Source organism: Dokdonia ponticola (genome assembly GCF_042653865.1).
Lineage (GTDB): Bacteria > Bacteroidota > Bacteroidia > Flavobacteriales > Flavobacteriaceae > Dokdonia > Dokdonia ponticola.
Genome location: NZ_JBHSFV010000002.1, coordinates 268,764 through 289,304, shown reverse-complemented (window position 1 = coordinate 289,304; position 20,541 = coordinate 268,764). Strand labels below are relative to the sequence as shown.

Sequence of the window (20,541 nt, the reverse complement as noted above, 5' to 3'; positions counted from 1 at the left end):
TCGTAATTTGATTTTCAAATTCTCAGGTATTTCATAAAGCTTTTTTTGCGCTTAAAAAATACTTAATATAACTTTTCTTCCAGTCTGCCTCTAAATGTCTTCTATTATAAACTCTGTTATTAAAAGAATGGTAAAATTTATAATTAGTACCACTATAAATATACTTATGATATTTTGATGTTATTTCTAGTGCTTCCTCTGAGAAATCTGATATTCTTCCATATGGCCAAGCAAAATGATCACAGTTGTAGTTGAGTTTACTAACTAAAATCTCTTTATTTTTCTTAATTTGAAGTTCTATGTCTTCTAATGAAAGTTTATTAAGATTATGGTGATCTAATGTGTGAGATCCAATTGTATGACCCTTGGAGTGTAAATATGTTATTTGCTCCCAACTCATAGGTCTTTTTGTTTCAATACGAATGCGTTTATTGAAATTATTTTGATAATCCTGATTAGATTCTATATAGTTTGCATTTATAAAAAAAGCGGCCTTGATATTATGTTTATCAAGTATAGGCCCCATGATATCGAAACATTCTTCAAATCCATCGTCATAAGTTAAGACAAAATAGGGCTTAGAATTCTTAGTATGTTTTTTGTTAATTTTATCTAATGCATCAGATATTGGTATAATATCACCTATAGATAGTAAGTATAAAATAAACTCCTCATATATTGCCTTGTGTAAACTTTTATCAACGACATGCTTTGTAACATAATGCCCATTAATTAAATGAACTTCATTGGATGGCTTACTAATTGTACCTGCTAGGGTTATATATACATTTCTAATAAAAGATCTCATTTTAATACGTATGATAATTAATACCCGTTATAGAAATTGTGTTAAATTCACCTTTAGAAATCGCATTTTCATCTAAAATTTTATAACATATATTTACGTTATTAGGTACTTTAAAAAGAGTATTTTTTTTTATGATAGTAAAAAATGTATTATTCGTAGAAGTGAGAAAGCTTATTAGATCATATTTTTGACTCTTAAAAACTTCTTTGTAAAAGTGTTTAAAGGTAAAACTATTGCTTTTTATATTGAAATACAATATCTGTGACTCTCTAAGTCTTCCTCTTTTACCATATCTAAATAAACAATCAAAATAATCATTACTTAGAAAGCAATAGCCAAGATTCTTTTTATAATCAAACCTCCATTTTAGATAAGGAAGTGTTAACTGACATTGAACTTTTTTTGGTAAACTCTCTTGAGTAAAATTTTGAGGGAGCGCTATAAAGTTTTCAGAGGGCTTAGCAATTTCAAAACTTTTTTTTATATCATAAAAAAACAAGAAATTAAAAATGGATAGTCTTGGCTTAACACGATATTCAGATATATCTAAATAGTTCCACTTTTTTTTTATGAACCCTCTAAGACTATTACTATTTGGGAAATTTAATAAAACACAAATACCCTGATGAATTGCTTCTTTTTCTGCTATGCCTATTAATTTACTAAAAATTCCTTTTCCCTGATAGTCAGGGTGGACAAACGTTTCAAAAGACAGAGCTCCTTTGATAATTTTACTGCCTAAAATAAAATCTTGTTTACCTAAAGCCACACATGCCACTATTTTGTTTTGATCTTCTACACAAGCCAAAATTGGTTTACCGAAAGAATTGTCTTTAAATTTCCACAGAAACCACTCTTTTGTTTTTTTGTCCTTATTATGTGACAGAGATGCAGACTCAAGAAAAGTATCTATTAAGTATTCATGTTTCTCTAATTCAAATATGAAAAAATTCATAAATTTTATTTTTTAACGCTAAATAATATTTTTTTAAAAATCGAGTAGAATAAGAGAATAGCTATAAAATTCATAGTAGATGTTATAGGAGAGCGCACAAAGAAGAAACAATAAGGTAACAGCATGGAAGCGACCACAATACTAAAACTATTTTCTTTAATAGCTCTTATTCTATAATCCTCAAACCAACGCAAAAAAGTTCCTATAAAAAAAATAGGGATATAAGAAAAATACCCGAAATCTGCATAAAAATCTCCTGTGAAACCGAACGAAGAACTATGCCCATCACTATAGCCTGAGCGAAATTCTCTGATGAGCCAATATCCAAGCATTGTGGGCTTGTCTTCCCAAACTGATCTAGGCACCCAAAAATAGAGAATAAAACTAGAAGAGGAACCGTATTTAAATTCATTAGTGTCAAAATACTTAAATAAAAGACTTGTCATATCTACAACCCCCTCTGGGCTCATAAAACTTGAAGCATAGGCGGGGAAACTAGAAAATGAGGAATATGATTCTACAAAAACAATATCTGTGTCTCTAGTTGTTGATGAGCGTATATGCTTCATGACTGTAGTTAATAGAAATAAAGCAATAACAACGCTTCCAATAAAAAACAAAGAATTAGATTTTTCCTTTTTGTTATTTTTTGATTGAGCTACCAACACAAAACCTAATACAGCGAACAAGAGCGGGAATCGAGTACCATTCATAAATAATATCAGAAAAATAGGAGCCGATAAAATAAAGGCTTTTCTAAAGGACTCTTCTTTAAGAATAATATAATAATAAGCAATGATTGCAGGTAGAACATATCCTAAAGCGTTGATAATAGATCCCAATATAAAACTGTCATTCGTTCCAGTTCCAATTACATTTCTCCCAAGAGAAAAAGTAAGTATTGCATTTTTAATTTTAAAACCTACGTAAAAAGAGATAAGAATAATAAATAGAAAAGGGATTAATTTAGACGTTGAAAATTTAGAATTACTACTGGTGATTTTTAATTCAGGGTATAAAATATTGCTTAACCCCGAAATATAACCGATTAACACTAAATTATTAGAGGTGATTAGATAACGGAGTGCGTCTGGATAATTAGTGTCTATTGTAGAAGGCGTGTATGTAAAAACTTCAGAAAGTATAATAAACATAAAAGCTGCCATCCAAACATGAATTACTTCAAACTTTTTAAATATTAAAATTTCAATTCCTAAAAAAAGACTACAGAAATAAAAGTAAATACTACCTATTAACATAAAATCGTCAATAGAAAAAAGCAATAGATTTGCAAAGATTAAAATTAGTGAAATTAAAATTTTCTTCATTTACTAATTTTTAAGTAGATTTTTGAGTGACACTGCGTATTCTTGAATTCTTTTTTTTGTATCAAATTTAAGATTGTAAATTTCTAAGGATTTTTTTCCTTTAGTTTTTAAATCGCTTAGAGTGAGTCTGGCTATTTCAGAAATAATTTCTTTTCCTTTTATTTCTTCATCTATTGGATCATATTTCCAACCATTTAAATTTTCTGTTAATACATCTTCAACATTTCCAATCCTAGAGGACACTAAAATAGGAAGTGATGCTGCACAAGCTTCAATTGGTGTTAATGGGGATGAGTCTTTAAGACTAGGAAGCACGAACAAATCTGCGATTGCGTAAAAATCAATCATTCTGTCTTGTTGAAGATACCCTTCTAATACAACTGGCAAATTATAGGTATCGATCTCTTCTTGGATAGTTTTCTTTAAAATACCATCACCTAATATAAAAACTTTAATATTTTGAATGCCTCTCAATAACTTCAAGAAAGGCATAATACCTTTAAGTTCTATAAGTTGAGCGGGAAGAATCCAAGCCTGTGTCTTTTCATCTAGCTTGAGATCATTTCTTAAAGAATGTCGATTAGCACTGACTTTTTTGACTTGGTCTCTAAAAATTTTTTCATCTATCAAATTAGGTAATTTAATAAATTTTTTATTTTTAGATTTTGGATCAAAATAGTTTATATATTCAATTTGTGGCTTGCCTGTTACCTGAAATGCGTTTGCCCTCTTCAAAAGTAATCTTTTAAACCATGCCCCTATCCCATCTTTACGGTTTGTAGAATGTAAGTTAGACTCAATAGACATTATTTGAAATTTACTCTTAGGTGTTAATAAAGATGATAGCCAGTGAGAGGGACTTCCCATTCCTCCAATAATCACAAAATCATAATCTTTTTTTAAGAGGAGTGTAATTATACTTGGGTTAAAATGCGCATAAAATCTCCCAAAAGCCGGATGAAGTCCTTTGTGGATTTTATATTTGTATTTATAGGAATCTTCTGGAATGATCCATTTACGGTTAGGCTCTATATGTGCCATATAATGAACTGTGAAATCAATTCCATTTTCAGGAAATATTTCTTGCATTAAATTATATCGTTTCTGCCTATAGGGTGCAGGTATATTTGTAATATATAACATTTTCTTCATAATGAAACTACCCTTTAAGGATTTCCTTATAATGTTCTTTGTAAAGCTTATTTATATTAGTATTAGAAAATCTATCAAACTCCCCAAACTTAATTTTCATATCTTTTATCTTTATAGCTTCTGCTATTACGCGAGCTATTTCTTTGGCGTTGTATGGATCAAAATAAAAAACATTATCCCCAAAGTATTCTCTTGGCGCTCCTCCAAAATCTGTACTACAGACCTTAGCTCCATTAATTAAGGCTCTAAATGCAGATAGACTAGGAGTTTCAATAAGACCAGGAGATATTAGTAAATTACAATTACGGTATGCATCTTCGAGTATGGAGACATTAGACTCAAAACCTAAATAGTGTATATTCGATTTACTATCAATAATACGCTTGCATTTTTGTCCATAACTTGTATTATCAAAACCTCCTAATATATATAGATCATCATAATCTGCTTGCCAGCATTCTAACACAGGTTTTTGATTCTTACGTTCTGAACCTACTTGACCCACCATAAGTGCATAAGGCTTACTTATAGTATACTTTTTTCTAAAATCACCAAATGCTATTTCTTCTTTTTCTAATCCGTAAGAATTATGAATTACCTTGATACGATCACCTTCAATATTTAAATTATCAGAAAACATTTTTTTTTCAGATTCACTATTTACTATAAATGAATCTGCATGATCAATTAAAAATTTTTTTGTTACTCTATTTGTATAAATGACATTCTTATAATTTATTTTCATTAGAAGTTTTTCTACCTTAGAGTCAACAGGCCAGTGATTTGGAGAACAAATAATTTTTGCACCATTTGATTTTTGCTTTTTTAATACTTGAAGCATTCCTTCTCCCATCCCAAAATAATGTACAATATCTGGGGAGCTTTTTTCCCAAATATTATATTTATGTATATGTAACAAATCGTCATTCTCAAAATGGGTATAGAGATTGTCTAATTGTGACTTCATACCTGATTGATTCATTCCAATAGTTGGCTGAGCCAAAAAATCAATTTTAATTTTCTTCATAAATAAATTGCTTCAATTTTGAAATAACCTCCTCAAGTTGATTATTATACAGATTATTCTTTTCTATATTATCTTCTAATATACCTTCTTTATTTAATAGTGTTTGTTCTATTGCTAGATGAAGGTCGCTTGGTACAAATGGGTATTCCCATAAATGAATTTTGCTAGAAATAGCAGCTGCAAAAATAGAAAGTTTTGGATCAACGACTATAGGAATAAAAGGTATATTAAATAAAGATGAAAGCACAATTCCATGATATCTAGAGGAAATAATAATATCAGTACTCTTCATTATGTTAATAAAATCCTGTATTGAATACTTTTTAGGACTCCATTGTATATACATTATATTGTTTTTTTCAAGCAAAGATTTACAGTCAGCATCTTTTGCAAAAAGCAATACATTATAAGAATCCGCTTTATTTGCAGATAGCATCCCTTTAATGTAAGCTATCGTTCTCTCAATATGTACTTTATTTTTTGAATGCCCCCAATCTCTGAGAATAAAAGTGATTTTTGTTTTCTCATTAGTAGAGCTTTCCATTACATTAAATGGTAAATAAGCTTTCGGAGCAAAACACAAATCGTTTGCCAAAATTAAATTATTATTAATTTTATTTTGTTTTGCTAATCTATAACTTACTGTATCTCTCACCATTAAAAAAGCCATTTTACTAAGTGTTTTTATTGTATTTTTCTTAGCAATCTCTGCTTCTTTCCCTTCAAAGGGGCCAATTCCAAGCCCTACGCCTATTATTTTTTTAGCTTCGATTTTTATTCCACTAGCTTGTTTTCTTTTTTTAAGATACAATTTAAGAGATAAAGGATTTTTTAATATCGATCTCAAAATGGCAATCCTTGCATTTTTTTTAGTGTCAGGGAAACTATAAAATTGAGTCCCCCCTCCTAAAATTAAATAATCCACTTCAATGTTATCACCTTGATTATATAAAATATGTTCAGGCTCTAAAAAATCCTCTATATAATTACACAAAGGAGGTATTAAAAATTTATACTTTGAGTCAAAAAAAGATTTTTCTAAAATATTTTTTAAAACTAACATTAATAAATCGTCACCAAAGTTAGGCTGACCATAAGCTCCTTTAACAATAATAGTCGGTTTATCCATAATGTCTTAATCTAACTTTTGTTTAATGTAATAATTTTCAGATTCAAAGTGTTTATTAAAGACTTCGATATTATCTCTCATTTTAATTAATTTTGCTGGATTCCCTCCAATGATTGAATAATCAAGTACATCTTTTGTTATGACACTTCCAGTAGCAACAACACTTCCTTTACCAATTTTTACACCAGGAAGAATAATTACATTGCTACCAATCCATACAGCCTCATCTATATAAACATCTTTTATATTTAACCCTACATCATAAGGTATTGTTTTTATATCATTTTGATAATTATGATTAGCAGTATGAATAACTAAGTCTGGACCTATAATTACTCCTTTCCCAAAAACAACTTTACCAAAGGAAGAAACTCTTGCTCTAGGTCCTATATAAACATAGTCATTGATAATTACATTTTCAGGATGTGAAAAAGTACAATCTTTAGATATAATAACTTTTTTCCCTATGTTTTTAGGATATCTTTTTTTTGATCGAAATAAAAAATTTAATACACGTTTTAGAAAATTAAGCATATTGAGTATATTTATTAAACCATTTATAAAAACATAAAATTATAAAACTTGTTAATCCCATAAATAAAAAAATCCTCAAAAATATAGAATCTAAATAGTAAAAAGTGCAAACTCCTATAAAGAGTGATGAAATAATCCCTAAATGAAACTTACTAAAAACCAAGGATCTAGTGATTAATTTCTTTCGTATATAAAAAGGGATAAAAACTAGAGTATTGATCAAATATGCTATGAAAAAAGCAGCAGCTCTACCAACAGCACCATCTTCTAGAAAAAAGTAGCACCAAAAAATAACATTAACTGCCCAAAAAGAATTGGACAGTAAGCTCCACCACATAAAATCACCTGCCGCAAAATTTCTAGCAATACCCTGTCGATGAGCAATTACTATGGTAGACAATACCACAAGGATCAAGGTAGTTGTACTACCTTCATAGTCTTCCCCAAAAATTTTCATGAATAAATCAGGAAAACAGAGTAAAGGAAAACACAAAATAATTCCTAAAATATAGGATGTAAAAATATTTACAAAATCGAACTTAGCATTCTTTTTATTAAAAAATTTCATAGAAAAAGGATAGAATACCTGTCCTACAATACCAATCAGAATAGAAACTATACTGCTATACAAAAATGCAGCATTATAAAAACCTAATTCTTCAAAACCATCAGAAGAATAATTGACTAAGAGTGAATTACAGTAAAGAATCACAGGGCTCATCATAACACCACCCAAAAATGAAGGTAATGTAAATGATTTTACAATCTTTATACTATCGCCAAAATTATCTAGGCGAAATGTAATGCCAAATTCTTTTAGACCTCTATGCAAAAAGAAAGCCGAACATAACCAAATAGCAATATTTACTAATAAAAGTGCTACAATTACACCAAGAACCCCTTTATAATAAGCGCCTAGACACAATAATGGTAACGACAATAGTCCGTTAACTATGTGAACTTTAGAAATTTTATTGAACTTTTCTAACCCAGACAATGCTCCCATCTGTAATCCATTTAAAGAAGCAAAAAATATAGCAAAAGAACTCAATAACACCTCCGTTTTTAAGGTGGCATCACCCACTACATAAATAGTAATATCCTCTAAAAAAATGACAGAAACTAAAAGAATAAACAATGAAAGAATAAAAACTAATAATCTTGTAGATGAGTAAATTCTAGAAGCAAGAATTTTATTATTTTCTTTGTTTATCGCTAAATATTTATTTGCTGTGACACCAAAACTCGCAAGACTAAAAAACGTAAATGTATTTATGAATGAGCGTAATAGACCTATCTTACCATAATCTTCAACACTTATGATTCTTGCAATTACAACAAAAGCTAATAAAAAGAAACCTTTAGAAATTGCCGTACCCAAAAAAGTCCATATGAGTCCTTTTGTGATTTTACGACTAGTGGCGTTACTTTCTTTCCCTAAAAAAGAATTAATTTTTTTTTTTATAAAAAGAATGTAATCCATATAGAGTATTCAATAAATTTAACGTGCTACACCACAAAAATCCAATATAATTTTATCCGATTTTTTAGGTAATTTCTTAAACTCATCATGTGCTACAAGGTATACTACAATATCCGCTTTCGCGAAAGCGTCCTCATAAGGAGTCAATTTAAATACTTTATGTTCCTCAATGTTTGGCTCTACGATATAAAACTCCTCATCATTTGCATCCTGTAATACTTTCTGAGCTATATATTTTGCTGGAGACTCTCGTAAATCATCAATATTGGGTTTGAACGCCAATCCCATGATTGCAATTTTAGGTTTTCTTCCATGATCTAACTGAAACTGAAGCTTAGCATTTTTAACTTGCTCTGCACACCAGAAAGATTTATAGTTATTGATCTCTCTTGCTTTTCCTATGATCTGTGATTCCATAGGGAAATCTGCTACAATAAAGTAAGGGTCTACAGCAATACAATGACCTCCTACCCCACAACCAGGTTGTAAAATAGTAACGCGTGGGTGTTTGTTGGCTAGACTAATAAGATCCCACACATTAATATCTGCCTTTGCACAAATAAGTGAAAGTTCATTTGCAAACGCAATTTGAACATCTCTTGAAGAGTTTTCTACAAGTTTACACATCTCTGCAGTCCTAGCGTTTGTAGCGTGTAATTCGCCTTTTACATAATTACTATAAAACGTGATGGCTTTTTCTGTGCTCGCATTATTTACACCGCCAATTACACGGTCGTTATGTACTAACTCATACATTACATTACCAGGTAATACACGTTCTGGACAGTAAGCAATGTATAATGTATCTTTTAATTCTGGGCGTTCTGTATAAATGAGATCCATCATCTTTTCTGTAGTACCCACAGGAGATGTAGATTCTATAATGTACAGATCACCCTCTTTAAGTAAGGGTAAAATCCCTCTAGTAGCAGCTTCGACAAAAGAAATATCTGGTTCGTTTTTATCTTTAAAAGGAGTTGGAACCACAATTAAATAATGATTTGCTTCAACAGCCTTTACATCGGCTTTTAAAAATCCTCCTTTAACTGCTTTCGCGACAGCTTCATCAAGTGCTGGCTCAACAATATGTATTTCACCTCTATTAATCGTTTCTACAACGCTAGGATTAATATCTACTCCGTGCACTCGTACTCCGCTTGAAGCAATTAAAGCTGCTGTTGGAAGGCCTATATAACCTAGGCCTATCATGACTACTTCTGGTTGCATGTAATTAATTTTGATTTTTTATAAATTCAACGATACGTTCACAAGCTTTTCCATCTCCATAAGGATTATGTAATTTACTCATTTTAGTGAAACGATTTGGGTTGTTTAATAAGTCTAATGTCTCTGAAACTATTAAGTCTTTGTCTGTGCCTACAAGTATAACCGTTCCTGCCTCTACTGCTTCTGGACGTTCTGTTGTATCCCTCATCACAAGTACAGGTTTTCCTAAACTAGGCGCTTCTTCTTGTACTCCTCCACTATCTGTTATGATCAATTTAGATCTATTCATTAACCAAATAAAGTCTTGGTAAGCCAAAGGATCTATAAGCTTAATATTATCTACAGCCGACAAAATACGTTTTACAGGCTCTTGTACCTTAGGATTGAGGTGTACAGGATATATAATGAGATGCGCTGGCTTTTGAAGGGCAATTTCTTTTAGAGCTTCACATATCCTTACAAATCCGTCACCATGATTTTCTCGACGATGACCTGTAACAAGAAGTACTTCTTTTTGTCCTATTATTTTGTCTAAATCCTTAATAAGATCACTTGGATCATTATTAACTTTATGAACACTCTCCAACAAAGCATCAATCACCGTATTACCTGTGACTATAATTTGATGAGAAGAAATATTCTCTTTTAATAAATTACTTTCTGAAGTAACCGTTGGGGCAAAATGAAAGTCGGCAATTCTACCTGTTACTTGTCTATTAATTTCTTCAGGAAAAGGAGACCATTTATCATTTGTGCGAAGACCAGCCTCTATATGACAGACTTTTGACTGATTGTAAAAACCAGCAATACTGGTAGCCATTGTCGTGGAGGTATCTCCATGTACAAAAACAAAATCAGGATTGAAAGACTCCAATACGGGTTTCATCCCAGTAATGATATCTGCCGTGAGAGAATAAAGATTTTGACCTGGCTTCATTAAATTAAGATCAAAATCAGGTATAATATCAAAAAAGTCAAGAACTTGATCTAACATTTCTCTATGCTGGGCAGTTACACAAACTTTAGTGTCAAAAACATCTGGATGACGCTGAAACGATTTTACAAGTGGTGCCATTTTTATGGCCTCAGGTCTTGTACCAAAAACTATTAGAACTTTTTTCAAATCAGTCAAAATTGATTACTTTATCAGGTGTAATTTAGGAGGGGTGCAAATATATAACGTTTCATTTTGATAAACTAATTTTTATACCTGCATTGATTTACTTGCAACTAATTTAAAATCAATAAATTAAAAAAACGACTGCTCTATGTATTGTTAAAAATTAACCTAATGAAAATATTTTTTTAATGTTGTCATCAAAGTAGGGTAGATTTTTCCCTAACTCAAAAGCTCTATTTTTAATTGTAGAAATATGTGATCTATTTGAGGATAAGCTAATAATCTCCGATACAAGTCCTTCAATATCATTATAATTAAATCCAATAGCTACTTTTTTTTCTAATAACTTTTTAGAACTTACAACTTCTTTATTTACGATAATAGCCACTCCCGTTTTTAATGCATCCCCCCATTTATTGGATGCTGCATATCTATTAATCTCCGAAGAAGGATCGTAGTAGGTAAAAACAAAATCTGATGTAAAATAGGTTGCTAAAGCCTCTTCATTAGAAATCTGACCTAGGTATTGAACATTTTCTTTTTTAGATAACAATATAGCCTCTTCACAATCTAGTTTGCCAGCCATTACAAAACCAATGTCCTCTTCTCTTAATCGATCACAAATTTCTAAAATGATTCCAATACCTCTACTTTTAGATAACCAACCATTAATATTGATAGTCATTTTAAATTCTTTCCAGATTTTGTGATCATAGATATTTTTTGCTTTTTTCAGAGCATCTTTACTCGGTATATTGTTCACTAAGCAAAACGTATTTGATTTAAAATTATAACGCTCTACAGATGGAATGATATGTTTGAAAACATTATGTGACGTAAAAACTTCTAGTTTTTGAATCAGAAACCTCAACGTTTTGTTTTTAACTAACATAGAAAAACGATCGGCATCATCAAAACAAAGTTTAAATCCCTTAATCTTACTTGCCAAAAGAAGCGGAAATGCACTTTCAAAACCTAATGCCCAAACAATCTCACTTTTTTTAATCGTAAAACTGAAAAAGAAAACTCGTATCATCCATAACAGATATAAATAGCGTCTTCCACTTCCATAGCCACCCCCTTCTAAAATTATCTTTTTTTCAATTTCAAAATCTATTAGATGCTCTTTACCTTCTCTAGGCAAACGTTCCCAAGCGACATGAGTTATTTTGGGACATTGCATTTTATGTAAAAACAGTGCCAGTTTATAAAGTCTCGTTCTTAAACATAAAGAAGACAAAGGGGCTACAATAATAACATTTGATGTTAACCTATGATCAGACAACGGTTTCCCTATTTAATATTCGTTTTGCATACACATCAGAAACAACATACCTAGATAGCCAATTCATCAATGATAGAATCGCAATAATTTGTGCCGTAAATATACCTGAAAATAAAAATAAAGCAATCACTACTGCTATCAAAAATAAAATAGTAAATACTCCAATGTATTTGGCAACCGCAAATAATTCTGATTTTTTTCCATATATCCCCACATACACAGAGTTTGTAACATATATGCCTCTAATAAAAACAATACATGATAATGTACCTATTAAGAAAAAGTCCAAATCTTTAAAGTTAATATCTAAATAATAGAGAAGAAATAATAGTCCTACTCCAGATGAAACCAATGTATTAGCAAAAGAAAACAACCACACTTTTTTACATAACGAGTTATAGTTGGTAAAAGATTTTGAATTCGTATTACGAATAATTTTAGGGCCTAAATAAAATCCTAAAAAACCGTTTAAGCTTAAAGCAATTGGAGTTACTACGGCAAAATACTTAAATAGATGTACAGAAGCTACTTCATCACCATAAAGATTGATGACAAATTGCTCACCGTGCACAGCAAATATTAAGGTTATTGACATAATCAAAAATGCCCTAGAGAGTCCTTCTGCTTGAGAAATAGAAATATCTTCATGCTCTTTACTTAGGCTTTCTATTTCATATCCTTTAAAAAAATAAGAAAGTAATAGTGTAACTGTAAAAGCCATCACAAAGAGTAAAAAGATGTCTTCCGTAAAATTTACTAATAAGAAAAGTAATATAAAACATCGCCAAAAATTCTTTGAAAACTGAGATTTCCACAATTTGTTATTAGCTCTTGACGCAGCAGAATCATAGTTCAAAAAACCATATAAGAAAATACCAAGAAAAATGAAGAGTGCCTGTTTGAACGAGTAGTCTTTTACAAAAAAAATCAATAGCGTACTAAAAAATGAGACCATCAAAGCCCTAATAACAAACCTTTTAAAATGAGTTTTGATTAGTCTTGGATCTCTTAATAACACCTGGCCATATCCAAGAAGTGTAAAAGAACCTATAAGTATAACGGTAGATTTATAAAATGCCCAGTTAGCAATATTAGTGCTACTATACTGCTTTATGATTAAAATTTCAATGATAAGAAATGATAACAATCCTATCCCGTAAATGCCAAATGAAGCTAGTAGATCAATCTTCTTTTTCATTATCGATTTGTACGTGGAGTTAGTATGTTTTGTGCTAGATTCCAAGTATAAATATCACTTACTGTATACAATTCTGAAGAATTGTAACAGATTCTTAAAATAAACTGTGTAAAGCCTCTAATATATTTTATGTCAGACAAGTGGGGCTTTTGTATAATAAGATTCGCTAATGTGATGACTGTTTTCAATATGTGAGTCGATTTCTAGGTGTCCAATATACTCATATTATGTTTTAAATAAATTTTATTTTTATAAGAATAATTAGTCTCATGTTTCATGAGTTGATTTGTATGATTCATCTGTCAACGAAGCGCTTATTTTGACAACAAAACCTGCTTTATGAGGGTTTCATTAAAAATAGCCACACCCTTTTTATTGAGGTGGTGTCTATCATAAAAATAAGTGCTATCTAGAGACAGGATTTTATTAAAATCATGATACCCACCATACCTATTCATCATCGATTCAAAATCTGATTGCCTTGAAATTGCAGTATACAAAGGTCTTGTAACAGGAACGTATACCAAATGATACGCAATCCCTCTATCTTTTACTAAGGCTATCATATCTTCAAATGCCTCTAAGGATAGTGTATTGAATTCAAAATCTGTAATGATCGCTTGGTTACCCTGATAGTCCAAACTACTAGTCTCAACATACCCTCCAGACACATACATTTTTTTATTTTGTATGGGCTTTTCTTTTAAGGTATTTTTTTTTCTAGTAATATCTTCAAATGCAGAAAAAATCAAAGAATTATATACATTAATATCATTTATTTTGAATGCTAATGCTACCGATGAAGCATCTACCTTATCATTTGATAGAATATCTACCGTAGACTCCACTCCTTTAATTGCATAAATGAATGGAGATACCTGAAAAACAATTTGTTTAGGACGCACACTATCCAAATAGCGCTCTAATAAAAATTTTGTCTGTAAAGGTGTCTGCGCACTAGTTCCCAAATTAAAAGCAGAATAGCCTGCTTCTTCAAAAATACGAGTATCAAAACCATGATAGGCATGAGAACTCCCAACAAACAAAACATCTATCTCAGAAACTGTTTTAACTTCCTGAAGCCTAGTGAGTGTATAGTTGCCTTTATTTCTGGTTGATTTTAAATTTGGTTTTAAATAATAAGGCATAAATTGTCCAAATACAACGATCCCAATGCAATAGAAAACCAAAGCAAAAGGAATAAAAAGAAGTATGTATTTAATAAACCGTTTCATGATTAAAATTGAAAATAAATAAATGGAACCTCATCCATGTTTGCAAACAGACCAATAAAAAGAATCAAAAGCGAATAAAAAGACCATCGTAACACCCTACTTCTTTTTTGAAATAACTGTTTGATAGCATATTTTTCATCCCTTCCCTTCCACTCAATAGTTAGTAAAAAGAATAACAATAATACCAATGTGAGTAAACTACCCATACTTGTAAAATTAGGAAAACTCATTATAGATGTAGAAAAAATATTTCCTATGTAAACAAAGGCACCACTTACACTTTCGGCCCTAAAAAATATCCAAGCAAAGGAGACTAGAGAAAAAGTAAAAAACATCTTAAAAATGTGAGATAATCGATACAGGTATCGATTGCTGATAGGCTTTTTGTTCTTACCAGTAATAAAAAACGTCACCAAATATAAAAATGCATGAAGAAGCCCCCAAATAATAAAAGTCCAAGAGGCTCCATGCCAAAGCCCACTTACACTAAAAACAATAAGAATTGTACACACAAAACGACTCTTAGATGTTTTATTCCCTCCTAAAGGAATATATACATAATCTCTAAACCACGTAGAAAGAGAGATATGCCAACGCCTCCAAAACTCAGTAATAGAAGTCGAAAAATAAGGTGTAGCAAAGTTTTGCTTTAGATGAAAACCAAATAATCGAGCCACCCCAATGGCTATATCAGAGTACCCAGAAAAATCAGCATAGATTTGAAATGAGAAGAGCACTGCCCCTATGACTAAAGAACTACTCGTAAAATCAGAAGGATTTGCAAATAAAATAGCTACATACCGTCCACACGTATCTGCAATTACCATTTTCTTAAACAACCCCCAAAGAATTTGCTTTAATCCATCTACACCACTTGAAAACTCAAAATGCCGCTTTTGCTGAAATTGTGGAAGCAAATGCTTTGCCCTTTCTATTGGACCCGCCACAAGCTGAGAAAAAAAACATACAAAAGCCGTAAATGCAAAAAAGTCTCGCGTAGGCGCTATCTTTCTATTATAAACATCTATACTATACGATAACGTCTGAAACGTATAAAAACTAATCCCTACCGGTAGTATAATTTGTAGGCTCGTCACAGAAATCTCTTTTCCAAAAAGAGAAAACACATCTACAAACGTATCTACAAAAAAATTAAAGTATTTAAAGAAAACGAGAATCCCAATATTTGTGATGATACTTAGATATAACAAAGCTTTTCGCTTTTTTTTTGCTTCATATCGCTGCAGCCCAAGCCCGACAAAATAATCAACCAACGTACTAGTTACAATAAGAAATAAAAAACGCCAATCCCACCAGCCATAAAACGTATAACTCGCCAAAATGATAAATATATTTTGTGCCTTTATAGATTTGTGAACCACTCCCCAATAGATCAGAAATACAATGGGTAAAAAAAGGGCGAAATCTATAGAGTTAAAAAGCATATAAATAAATTATATGATTCGTTCAAGTCCTTCGGTCCACAAAGGAGTTTCTACTCCAAAAGTATTCACGATTTTTGTGCAATCCAGCATGCTATTTTTAGGACGCATAGCAGCTGTAGGAAACGCTTCAGAAGAAACAGCAAGCACATTTATAGTTAAATTTGAGTATTCAAATATCGCTTTCGCGAAAGCGTACCAAGTCGCCTTCCCACTATTACTGTAATGATACACTCCCTTAGTAGCCATATCTAACTTGGGTATGATCTGAAATATGGCTTTTGCCAAATCATTTGCCAAGGTAGGAATCCCATGTTGGTCATTAACCACAGACAACGTATCTCGCTCTTTCCCTAAACGTAACATGCTTTTATAAAAATTATGCCCGTACGCACTGTATACCCAAGAAGTCCGTATGATGGCATATGTGAGTGTTTTAAACGACTGAATCGCACGCTCACCAGCGAGTTTTGATTTTCCATATACTGTCTGTGGATTGGGTTCAACTTCTTCTGAATATGGAATATCTGAGGTACCATCAAAAACATAATCAGTTGAAATATGAATAAGCACGATACTAGATTCTTTACATACCTCAGCGAGCAAATGTACTGCTGTTTCGTTAAGTGCGTAAGCAGCATCTACATCCTTCTCAGCAGCATCTACAGCCGTATACGCAGCAGTATTCACAATAATATCAGGTTGGTGAACGTCTATCGCATTTTGAATCGAGGGTTTTGAAGTAATGTCTAACATCGATTTGGATGCGAAAATGTACTCATTTTTTGGAAAACCCTTACTTTCTTCTCTCAAAGCACAGCCTAACTGACCATTTGCACCAGTTATCAGTATTTTTTTGTGTGACTTTGTGTGATTCATTTTATTAGAGTAATTGCTTTAATGTCTCAAAATCTGGATGCAACAAATCTTTTTCTGACAATATCAATGCTTTGGGATCTAACTTCCAATCAATCCCCAAGTAGGGATCGTCAAATTTTAATCCACGCTCACTCTCTTTATGATAGTAATTATCACATTTATAAGAGAACGTAGCCTTTTTACTCAGGACTACAAATCCATGAGCAAATCCTCTCGGGATAAATAGTTGTGTTTTATTCTCTCCAGAAAGTATCATGGAGAATGATTTTCCAAACGTAGGTTCCTCTTTACGCAAATCGACCACAACGTCTAAGACCTCTCCATCAATCACACGTACTAATTTTGCCTGCGCCATTTCTCCCACTTGAAAATGCAACCCTCTCAATACCCCATAGGTAGATTCTGATTGATTATCTTGGACAAACTGAGGAGAGAGTCCCGTTTTTTCTTCAAATGTCTTTTGCTTGTAGGATTCATAAAAATAGCCTCGTTCATCTGTGAATACAGACGGTTGACATATGATTAAATCTTTAAAAGAGGTTGTTTTTACATGCATCTACAGAGTATTGATATATTGAGCATAATTACCTTTTCCATAGCGCTTTGCGCTTTCTTTAAGCGCATCATAGCTAATCCATGACATCTTATAGGCAATTTCTTCCAAACAGCCAATCATTGTACTTTGATTGCGTTGCAACACACGAATAAACTCGGTAGCATCATCAAGCGCATCTACCGTTCCTGTATCAAACCAAGACATTCCTCTACTCATCACAACAACATCCAACCTTCCTTTTGCAAGGTACGCCTGATTGATCGCTGTGATTTCTTTTTCTCCTCGTGCAGAAGGCTTGATAGATTTTGCAATTGAGACTACTTCATTATCATAAAAATACAAGCCTGGAACCGCATAATTAGACTTTGGGCTTTCAGGTTTTTCTTCGATGCTAGTGGCTTTATTATTTTCGTCAAATGTAACAACTCCAAAACGCTCTGGATCTCTTACCGGATAAGCAAAAATAGCACCTCCTTCTATGTCTACTTTACTTTGCAATAATTTACTAAGTCCGTTGCCATAAAATATATTATCGCCCAATACAAGTGCTACTTTATCACTCCCTATAAAGGTTTCTCCTATAATAAACGCTTCTGCTAAACCATTAGGTTTATACTGCACTTCGTACTGAAATTCACATCCAAAGGTGTGTCCATCTCCTAGAAGCTTTTTAAACGACTCTTGATCTTCAGGGGTTGTGATGATCAAAATCTCTCGGATTCCCGCCAACATAAGCACCGAAATAGGGTAATAAATCATGGGTTTATCGTAGACAGGCAACAACTGTTTACTCACCGCTATAGTAAGAGGATATAAACGAGTACCTGCACCACCTGCTAGAACGATTCCTTTCATGATTGATACATTTTTTTATAATATTTCTGATAGTCACCCGACGTAACATGAGCTAACCATGTCTTATTCTCTAGATACCAATCTAATGTTGCGCGCAATCCTTCTTCAAAGGTAACCGAAGGCTTCCACCCTAATTCTTTATTAATTTTTGAAGCATCAATAGCATAGCGTTTGTCATGCCCAAGACGATCTTTTATAAATGTAATAAGGGATGCAGAAGTTCCCCGCTTTCGCGAAAGCGTATCATCCATCATTTCACATAGCAAATGAATAAGATCAATATTGGTCCACTCATTAAAGCCCCCTATATTATACGTCTCTCCGACACGTCCCTTGTGCAAGATCGTATCTATTGCTATTGCATGATCAATGACGTATAGCCAGTCTCTGGTATACTGCCCATCACCATATACTGGTAATGGTTTCATTTCTAATATATTATTAATAAAAAGCGGAATCAATTTTTCAGGAAAATGATTCGGCCCGTAATTATTGGAGCAATTTGAAATCACAAAAGGAAGTCCGTAGGTTTCACCATAGGCTCTCACAAAATGATCTGAGCTAGCTTTAGAAGCAGCATATGGAGAATTGGGACTGTATGGGGTCTCTTCTGTAAAAAGACCTTCTCTTCCTAAGGAGCCGTATACCTCATCAGTGCTAATGTGATAAAATAGATTGGTGTCTGTAGGTACTTTCCATAGCGACTTACAGGTATTCAATAGATTCATAGTACCTATCACATTGGTCTTTACAAAAACTAGTGGATCTTCTATAGAGCGATCTACATGCGACTCTGCTGCAAGATGAACTACTTTATCAAACCGATACGATTCAAAAAGCTCTTGAATGTGAGCAGCATCGGTAATATCTGCTTTTAAAAAGGTATAATTAGGTGCGGTATCTATATCTGTTAGATTTTCTAGATTCCCTGCATAGGTAAGTGCATCTAAGTTATAAATATGGTACTCAGGATACCTAGTCACAAGGCGCCGCACCACATGCGAACCTATAAAACCTGCACCTCCTGTAACCAAAATATTCATCACAACTTCCCGTTTACTGCTGTTTTTAATACTCCTTTTACATCATAAATAATAGCATTCTCTTTTTTGAAGGAGGTAAGATCTAGGTCTAAAAATTTTGAGTGTGCTACCGCATGCACAATCGCATCAAAATTACTGTCTGGAGCTGTTGTAATAGCCTCAAGACCATACTCATGTTTTACATCTTCTGGACTCACCCAAGGATCAAATACCGTTACTTCTACACCGTATTCTTTTAGATCTCGGATAACGTCAACTACTTTGGTGTTGCGTACATCTGGACAATTTTCTTTAAAAGTAATCCCTAATACCAATACCTGAGCTCCATTAACTTTAATATCATTTTGAAGCATTAACTTAACGACTTCGGACGCTACATACGATCCCATGCTATCATTAAGGCGTCTTCCTGCAAGGATAATTTCTGGGTGATAGCCTAACTCTTGCGCTTTTTGTGCAAGATAATACGGATCTACTCCGATACAGTGCCCGCCAACAAGTCCTGGTTTGAAGGGTAGAAAATTCCATTTGGTGCCTGCTGCTTCCAATACATCTTGGGTATCTACCCCCATGAGATTAAATATTTTTGCCAATTCGTTGACAAACGCAATGTTGATATCACGCTGCGAGTTTTCAATAACCTTAGCGGCTTCGGCAACCTTAATCGTAGGCGCTAAATGTGTTCCTGCTGTAATAACAGAAGCATACAATGCATCTACTTTTTTACCAATCTCTGGCGTACTCCCAGAAGTTACTTTTAATATTTTATCTACCGTATGCAGCTTATCACCTGGATTGATACGTTCTGGAGAATACCCCACAAAGAAATCTTCATTAAATGTCAGTCCACTTACCCTTTCTAAAACAGGAACACACTCTTCTTCAGTGACCCCTGGATATACGGTACTTTCATAAATAACAATATCTCCTTTTTTAAGAACGCTAGCAACAGTCTCACTGCTCTTATAAAGAGGGATAAGTACAGGTCTATTATTCTTGTCAATTGGCGTAGGCACTGTGACAATATAATAATTACAATCTATAAGATCATCTATGCTACTAGTGCAACACAAACCGTTTCCGCTAGATTGTTTATCCTTTAAAACGGCTGTCAAGTCTTTTTCAGAAACCTCTAAGGTTGCATCAATTCCCTGATTCAATTCATGTATACGGTCTTCTTTGATATCAAAACCAACAACATTATAAGAAGTGGCAAATAGGCGTGCTAGTGGTAATCCTACATATCCTAGTCCAATAATTCCTATTTTAATGTCTTTCATAAACC

General features: G+C 32.6%; 19 protein-coding genes. All 19 read right to left on the bottom strand.

The window, feature by feature from the left end; genetic code table 11:
• Nucleotides 1–31: 31 nt before the first annotated feature.
• The 19 genes from ACFO3O_RS05325 to ACFO3O_RS05235 all read right to left on the bottom strand — a co-directional run bounded on the left by ACFO3O_RS05325 (nucleotide 32) and on the right by ACFO3O_RS05235 (nucleotide 20,536).
• Entirely contained in the window at nucleotides 32–808 is a 777-nt protein-coding gene (locus tag ACFO3O_RS05325; protein WP_379977515.1) for a polysaccharide deacetylase family protein, read from the bottom strand.
• Nucleotide 809: 1 nt separating this feature from the next.
• Nucleotides 810–1,763, bottom strand: coding sequence for a GNAT family N-acetyltransferase (locus tag ACFO3O_RS05320; RefSeq protein ID WP_379977514.1), 954 nt, complete (start codon nucleotides 1,761–1,763; stop codon nucleotides 810–812).
• 5 nt (nucleotides 1,764–1,768) lie between these two features.
• A complete protein-coding gene (locus tag ACFO3O_RS05315) occupies nucleotides 1,769–3,091 on the bottom strand; it encodes an O-antigen polymerase (protein ID WP_379977513.1) in 1,323 nt (440 codons plus the stop codon).
• A 3-nt stretch (nucleotides 3,092–3,094) separates the two neighbouring features.
• The gene (locus ACFO3O_RS05310) at nucleotides 3,095–4,180 is read right to left on the bottom strand and encodes a glycosyltransferase family 4 protein (protein ID WP_379977512.1); all 1,086 of its coding nucleotides are present in this window, start codon (nucleotides 4,178–4,180) and stop codon (nucleotides 3,095–3,097) included.
• A 70-nt stretch (nucleotides 4,181–4,250) separates the two neighbouring features.
• On the bottom strand, nucleotides 4,251–5,270 hold the full coding sequence (locus ACFO3O_RS05305) for a glycosyltransferase (protein WP_379977511.1): 1,020 nt from the start codon (nucleotides 5,268–5,270) through the stop codon (nucleotides 4,251–4,253).
• Nucleotides 5,257–6,399 (bottom strand): polysaccharide pyruvyl transferase family protein, encoded by a 1,143-nt coding sequence (locus ACFO3O_RS05300; RefSeq protein ID WP_379977510.1) that lies wholly within the window; start codon nucleotides 6,397–6,399, stop codon nucleotides 5,257–5,259. Before ACFO3O_RS05300 ends, ACFO3O_RS05305 begins: the two co-directional genes overlap by 14 nt.
• 6 nt (nucleotides 6,400–6,405) lie before the next feature.
• The gene (locus tag ACFO3O_RS05295) at nucleotides 6,406–6,933 is read right to left on the bottom strand and encodes an acyltransferase (RefSeq protein WP_379977509.1); all 528 of its coding nucleotides are present in this window, start codon (nucleotides 6,931–6,933) and stop codon (nucleotides 6,406–6,408) included.
• Nucleotides 6,926–8,416 carry an oligosaccharide flippase family protein gene (locus tag ACFO3O_RS05290; protein ID WP_379977508.1) on the bottom strand — a complete coding sequence of 497 codons (1,491 nt, stop codon included), beginning with the start codon at nucleotides 8,414–8,416 and terminating at the stop codon, nucleotides 6,926–6,928. The genes ACFO3O_RS05295 and ACFO3O_RS05290 overlap by 8 nt, the downstream gene beginning before the upstream one ends.
• An 18-nt stretch (nucleotides 8,417–8,434) precedes the next feature.
• Nucleotides 8,435–9,643 carry a UDP-N-acetyl-D-mannosamine dehydrogenase gene (gene wecC, locus ACFO3O_RS05285; RefSeq protein WP_379977507.1) on the bottom strand — a complete coding sequence of 403 codons (1,209 nt, stop codon included), beginning with the start codon at nucleotides 9,641–9,643 and terminating at the stop codon, nucleotides 8,435–8,437.
• Between the two features lie 4 nt (nucleotides 9,644–9,647).
• On the bottom strand, nucleotides 9,648–10,766 hold the full coding sequence (gene wecB, locus ACFO3O_RS05280) for a non-hydrolyzing UDP-N-acetylglucosamine 2-epimerase (protein WP_379977505.1): 1,119 nt from the start codon (nucleotides 10,764–10,766) through the stop codon (nucleotides 9,648–9,650).
• Between the two features lie 160 nt (nucleotides 10,767–10,926).
• Nucleotides 10,927–11,946: a glycosyltransferase family protein gene (locus tag ACFO3O_RS05275; protein ID WP_379977503.1), complete on the bottom strand. Its 1,020-nt coding sequence runs from the start codon at nucleotides 11,944–11,946 to the stop codon at nucleotides 10,927–10,929.
• A gap of 94 nt (nucleotides 11,947–12,040) precedes the next feature.
• Nucleotides 12,041–13,246 (bottom strand): hypothetical protein, encoded by a 1,206-nt coding sequence (locus tag ACFO3O_RS05270; protein ID WP_379977502.1) that lies wholly within the window; start codon nucleotides 13,244–13,246, stop codon nucleotides 12,041–12,043.
• 314 nt (nucleotides 13,247–13,560) lie between these two features.
• Nucleotides 13,561–14,481, bottom strand: a complete 921-nt coding sequence (locus ACFO3O_RS05265; RefSeq protein WP_379977500.1) for a hypothetical protein — start codon at nucleotides 14,479–14,481, stop codon at nucleotides 13,561–13,563.
• A gap of 2 nt (nucleotides 14,482–14,483) precedes the next feature.
• Nucleotides 14,484–15,926, bottom strand: a complete 1,443-nt coding sequence (locus tag ACFO3O_RS05260; RefSeq protein ID WP_379977499.1) for an MBOAT family O-acyltransferase — start codon at nucleotides 15,924–15,926, stop codon at nucleotides 14,484–14,486.
• Between the two features lie 9 nt (nucleotides 15,927–15,935).
• On the bottom strand, nucleotides 15,936–16,802 hold the full coding sequence (gene rfbD / locus ACFO3O_RS05255) for a dTDP-4-dehydrorhamnose reductase (RefSeq protein ID WP_379977498.1): 867 nt from the start codon (nucleotides 16,800–16,802) through the stop codon (nucleotides 15,936–15,938).
• Between the two features lie 4 nt (nucleotides 16,803–16,806).
• Nucleotides 16,807–17,358: a dTDP-4-dehydrorhamnose 3,5-epimerase gene (rfbC, locus tag ACFO3O_RS05250; RefSeq protein ID WP_379977497.1), complete on the bottom strand. Its 552-nt coding sequence runs from the start codon at nucleotides 17,356–17,358 to the stop codon at nucleotides 16,807–16,809.
• Nucleotides 17,359–18,213, bottom strand: a complete 855-nt coding sequence (gene rfbA / locus ACFO3O_RS05245; protein ID WP_379977496.1) for a glucose-1-phosphate thymidylyltransferase RfbA — start codon at nucleotides 18,211–18,213, stop codon at nucleotides 17,359–17,361.
• On the bottom strand, nucleotides 18,210–19,256 hold the full coding sequence (gene rfbB / locus ACFO3O_RS05240; protein WP_379977735.1) for a dTDP-glucose 4,6-dehydratase: 1,047 nt from the start codon (nucleotides 19,254–19,256) through the stop codon (nucleotides 18,210–18,212). Before rfbB ends, rfbA begins: the two co-directional genes overlap by 4 nt.
• Nucleotides 19,256–20,536, bottom strand: coding sequence for a nucleotide sugar dehydrogenase (locus ACFO3O_RS05235; RefSeq protein ID WP_379977495.1), 1,281 nt, complete (start codon nucleotides 20,534–20,536; stop codon nucleotides 19,256–19,258). The genes rfbB and ACFO3O_RS05235 overlap by 1 nt, the downstream gene beginning before the upstream one ends.
• Between the last annotated feature and the right edge of the window lie 5 nt (nucleotides 20,537–20,541).

Excerpts from the sequence above, each read along its gene's own strand:
- ACFO3O_RS05270 (WP_379977502.1), bottom strand. The coding sequence starts at position 13,246 with ATGAAAAAGAAGATTGATCTACTAGCTTCATTTGGCATTTACGGGATA.
- rfbB (WP_379977735.1), bottom strand. The coding sequence starts at position 19,256 with ATGAATATTTTGGTTACAGGAGGTGCAGGTTTTATAGGTTCGCATGTG.
- ACFO3O_RS05315 (WP_379977513.1), bottom strand. The coding sequence starts at position 3,091 with ATGAAGAAAATTTTAATTTCACTAATTTTAATCTTTGCAAATCTATTG.
- rfbA (WP_379977496.1), bottom strand. The coding sequence starts at position 18,213 with ATGAAAGGAATCGTTCTAGCAGGTGGTGCAGGTACTCGTTTATATCCT.
- ACFO3O_RS05290 (WP_379977508.1), bottom strand. The coding sequence starts at position 8,416 with ATGGATTACATTCTTTTTATAAAAAAAAAAATTAATTCTTTTTTAGGG.
- ACFO3O_RS05235 (WP_379977495.1), bottom strand. The coding sequence starts at position 20,536 with ATGAAAGACATTAAAATAGGAATTATTGGACTAGGATATGTAGGATTA.
- ACFO3O_RS05265 (WP_379977500.1), bottom strand. The coding sequence starts at position 14,481 with ATGAAACGGTTTATTAAATACATACTTCTTTTTATTCCTTTTGCTTTG.
- ACFO3O_RS05260 (WP_379977499.1), bottom strand. The coding sequence starts at position 15,926 with ATGCTTTTTAACTCTATAGATTTCGCCCTTTTTTTACCCATTGTATTT.
- ACFO3O_RS05310 (WP_379977512.1), bottom strand. The coding sequence starts at position 4,180 with ATGCAAGAAATATTTCCTGAAAATGGAATTGATTTCACAGTTCATTAT.
- ACFO3O_RS05275 (WP_379977503.1), bottom strand. The coding sequence starts at position 11,946 with ATGCAATGTCCCAAAATAACTCATGTCGCTTGGGAACGTTTGCCTAGA.
- ACFO3O_RS05325 (WP_379977515.1), bottom strand. The coding sequence starts at position 808 with ATGAGATCTTTTATTAGAAATGTATATATAACCCTAGCAGGTACAATT.
- rfbC (WP_379977497.1), bottom strand. The coding sequence starts at position 17,358 with ATGCATGTAAAAACAACCTCTTTTAAAGATTTAATCATATGTCAACCG.
- wecC (WP_379977507.1), bottom strand. The coding sequence starts at position 9,643 with ATGCAACCAGAAGTAGTCATGATAGGCCTAGGTTATATAGGCCTTCCA.
- ACFO3O_RS05300 (WP_379977510.1), bottom strand. The coding sequence starts at position 6,399 with ATGGATAAACCGACTATTATTGTTAAAGGAGCTTATGGTCAGCCTAAC.
- rfbD (WP_379977498.1), bottom strand. The coding sequence starts at position 16,802 with ATGAATCACACAAAGTCACACAAAAAAATACTGATAACTGGTGCAAAT.
- ACFO3O_RS05305 (WP_379977511.1), bottom strand. The coding sequence starts at position 5,270 with ATGAAGAAAATTAAAATTGATTTTTTGGCTCAGCCAACTATTGGAATG.
- ACFO3O_RS05295 (WP_379977509.1), bottom strand. The coding sequence starts at position 6,933 with ATGCTTAATTTTCTAAAACGTGTATTAAATTTTTTATTTCGATCAAAA.
- ACFO3O_RS05320 (WP_379977514.1), bottom strand. The coding sequence starts at position 1,763 with ATGAATTTTTTCATATTTGAATTAGAGAAACATGAATACTTAATAGAT.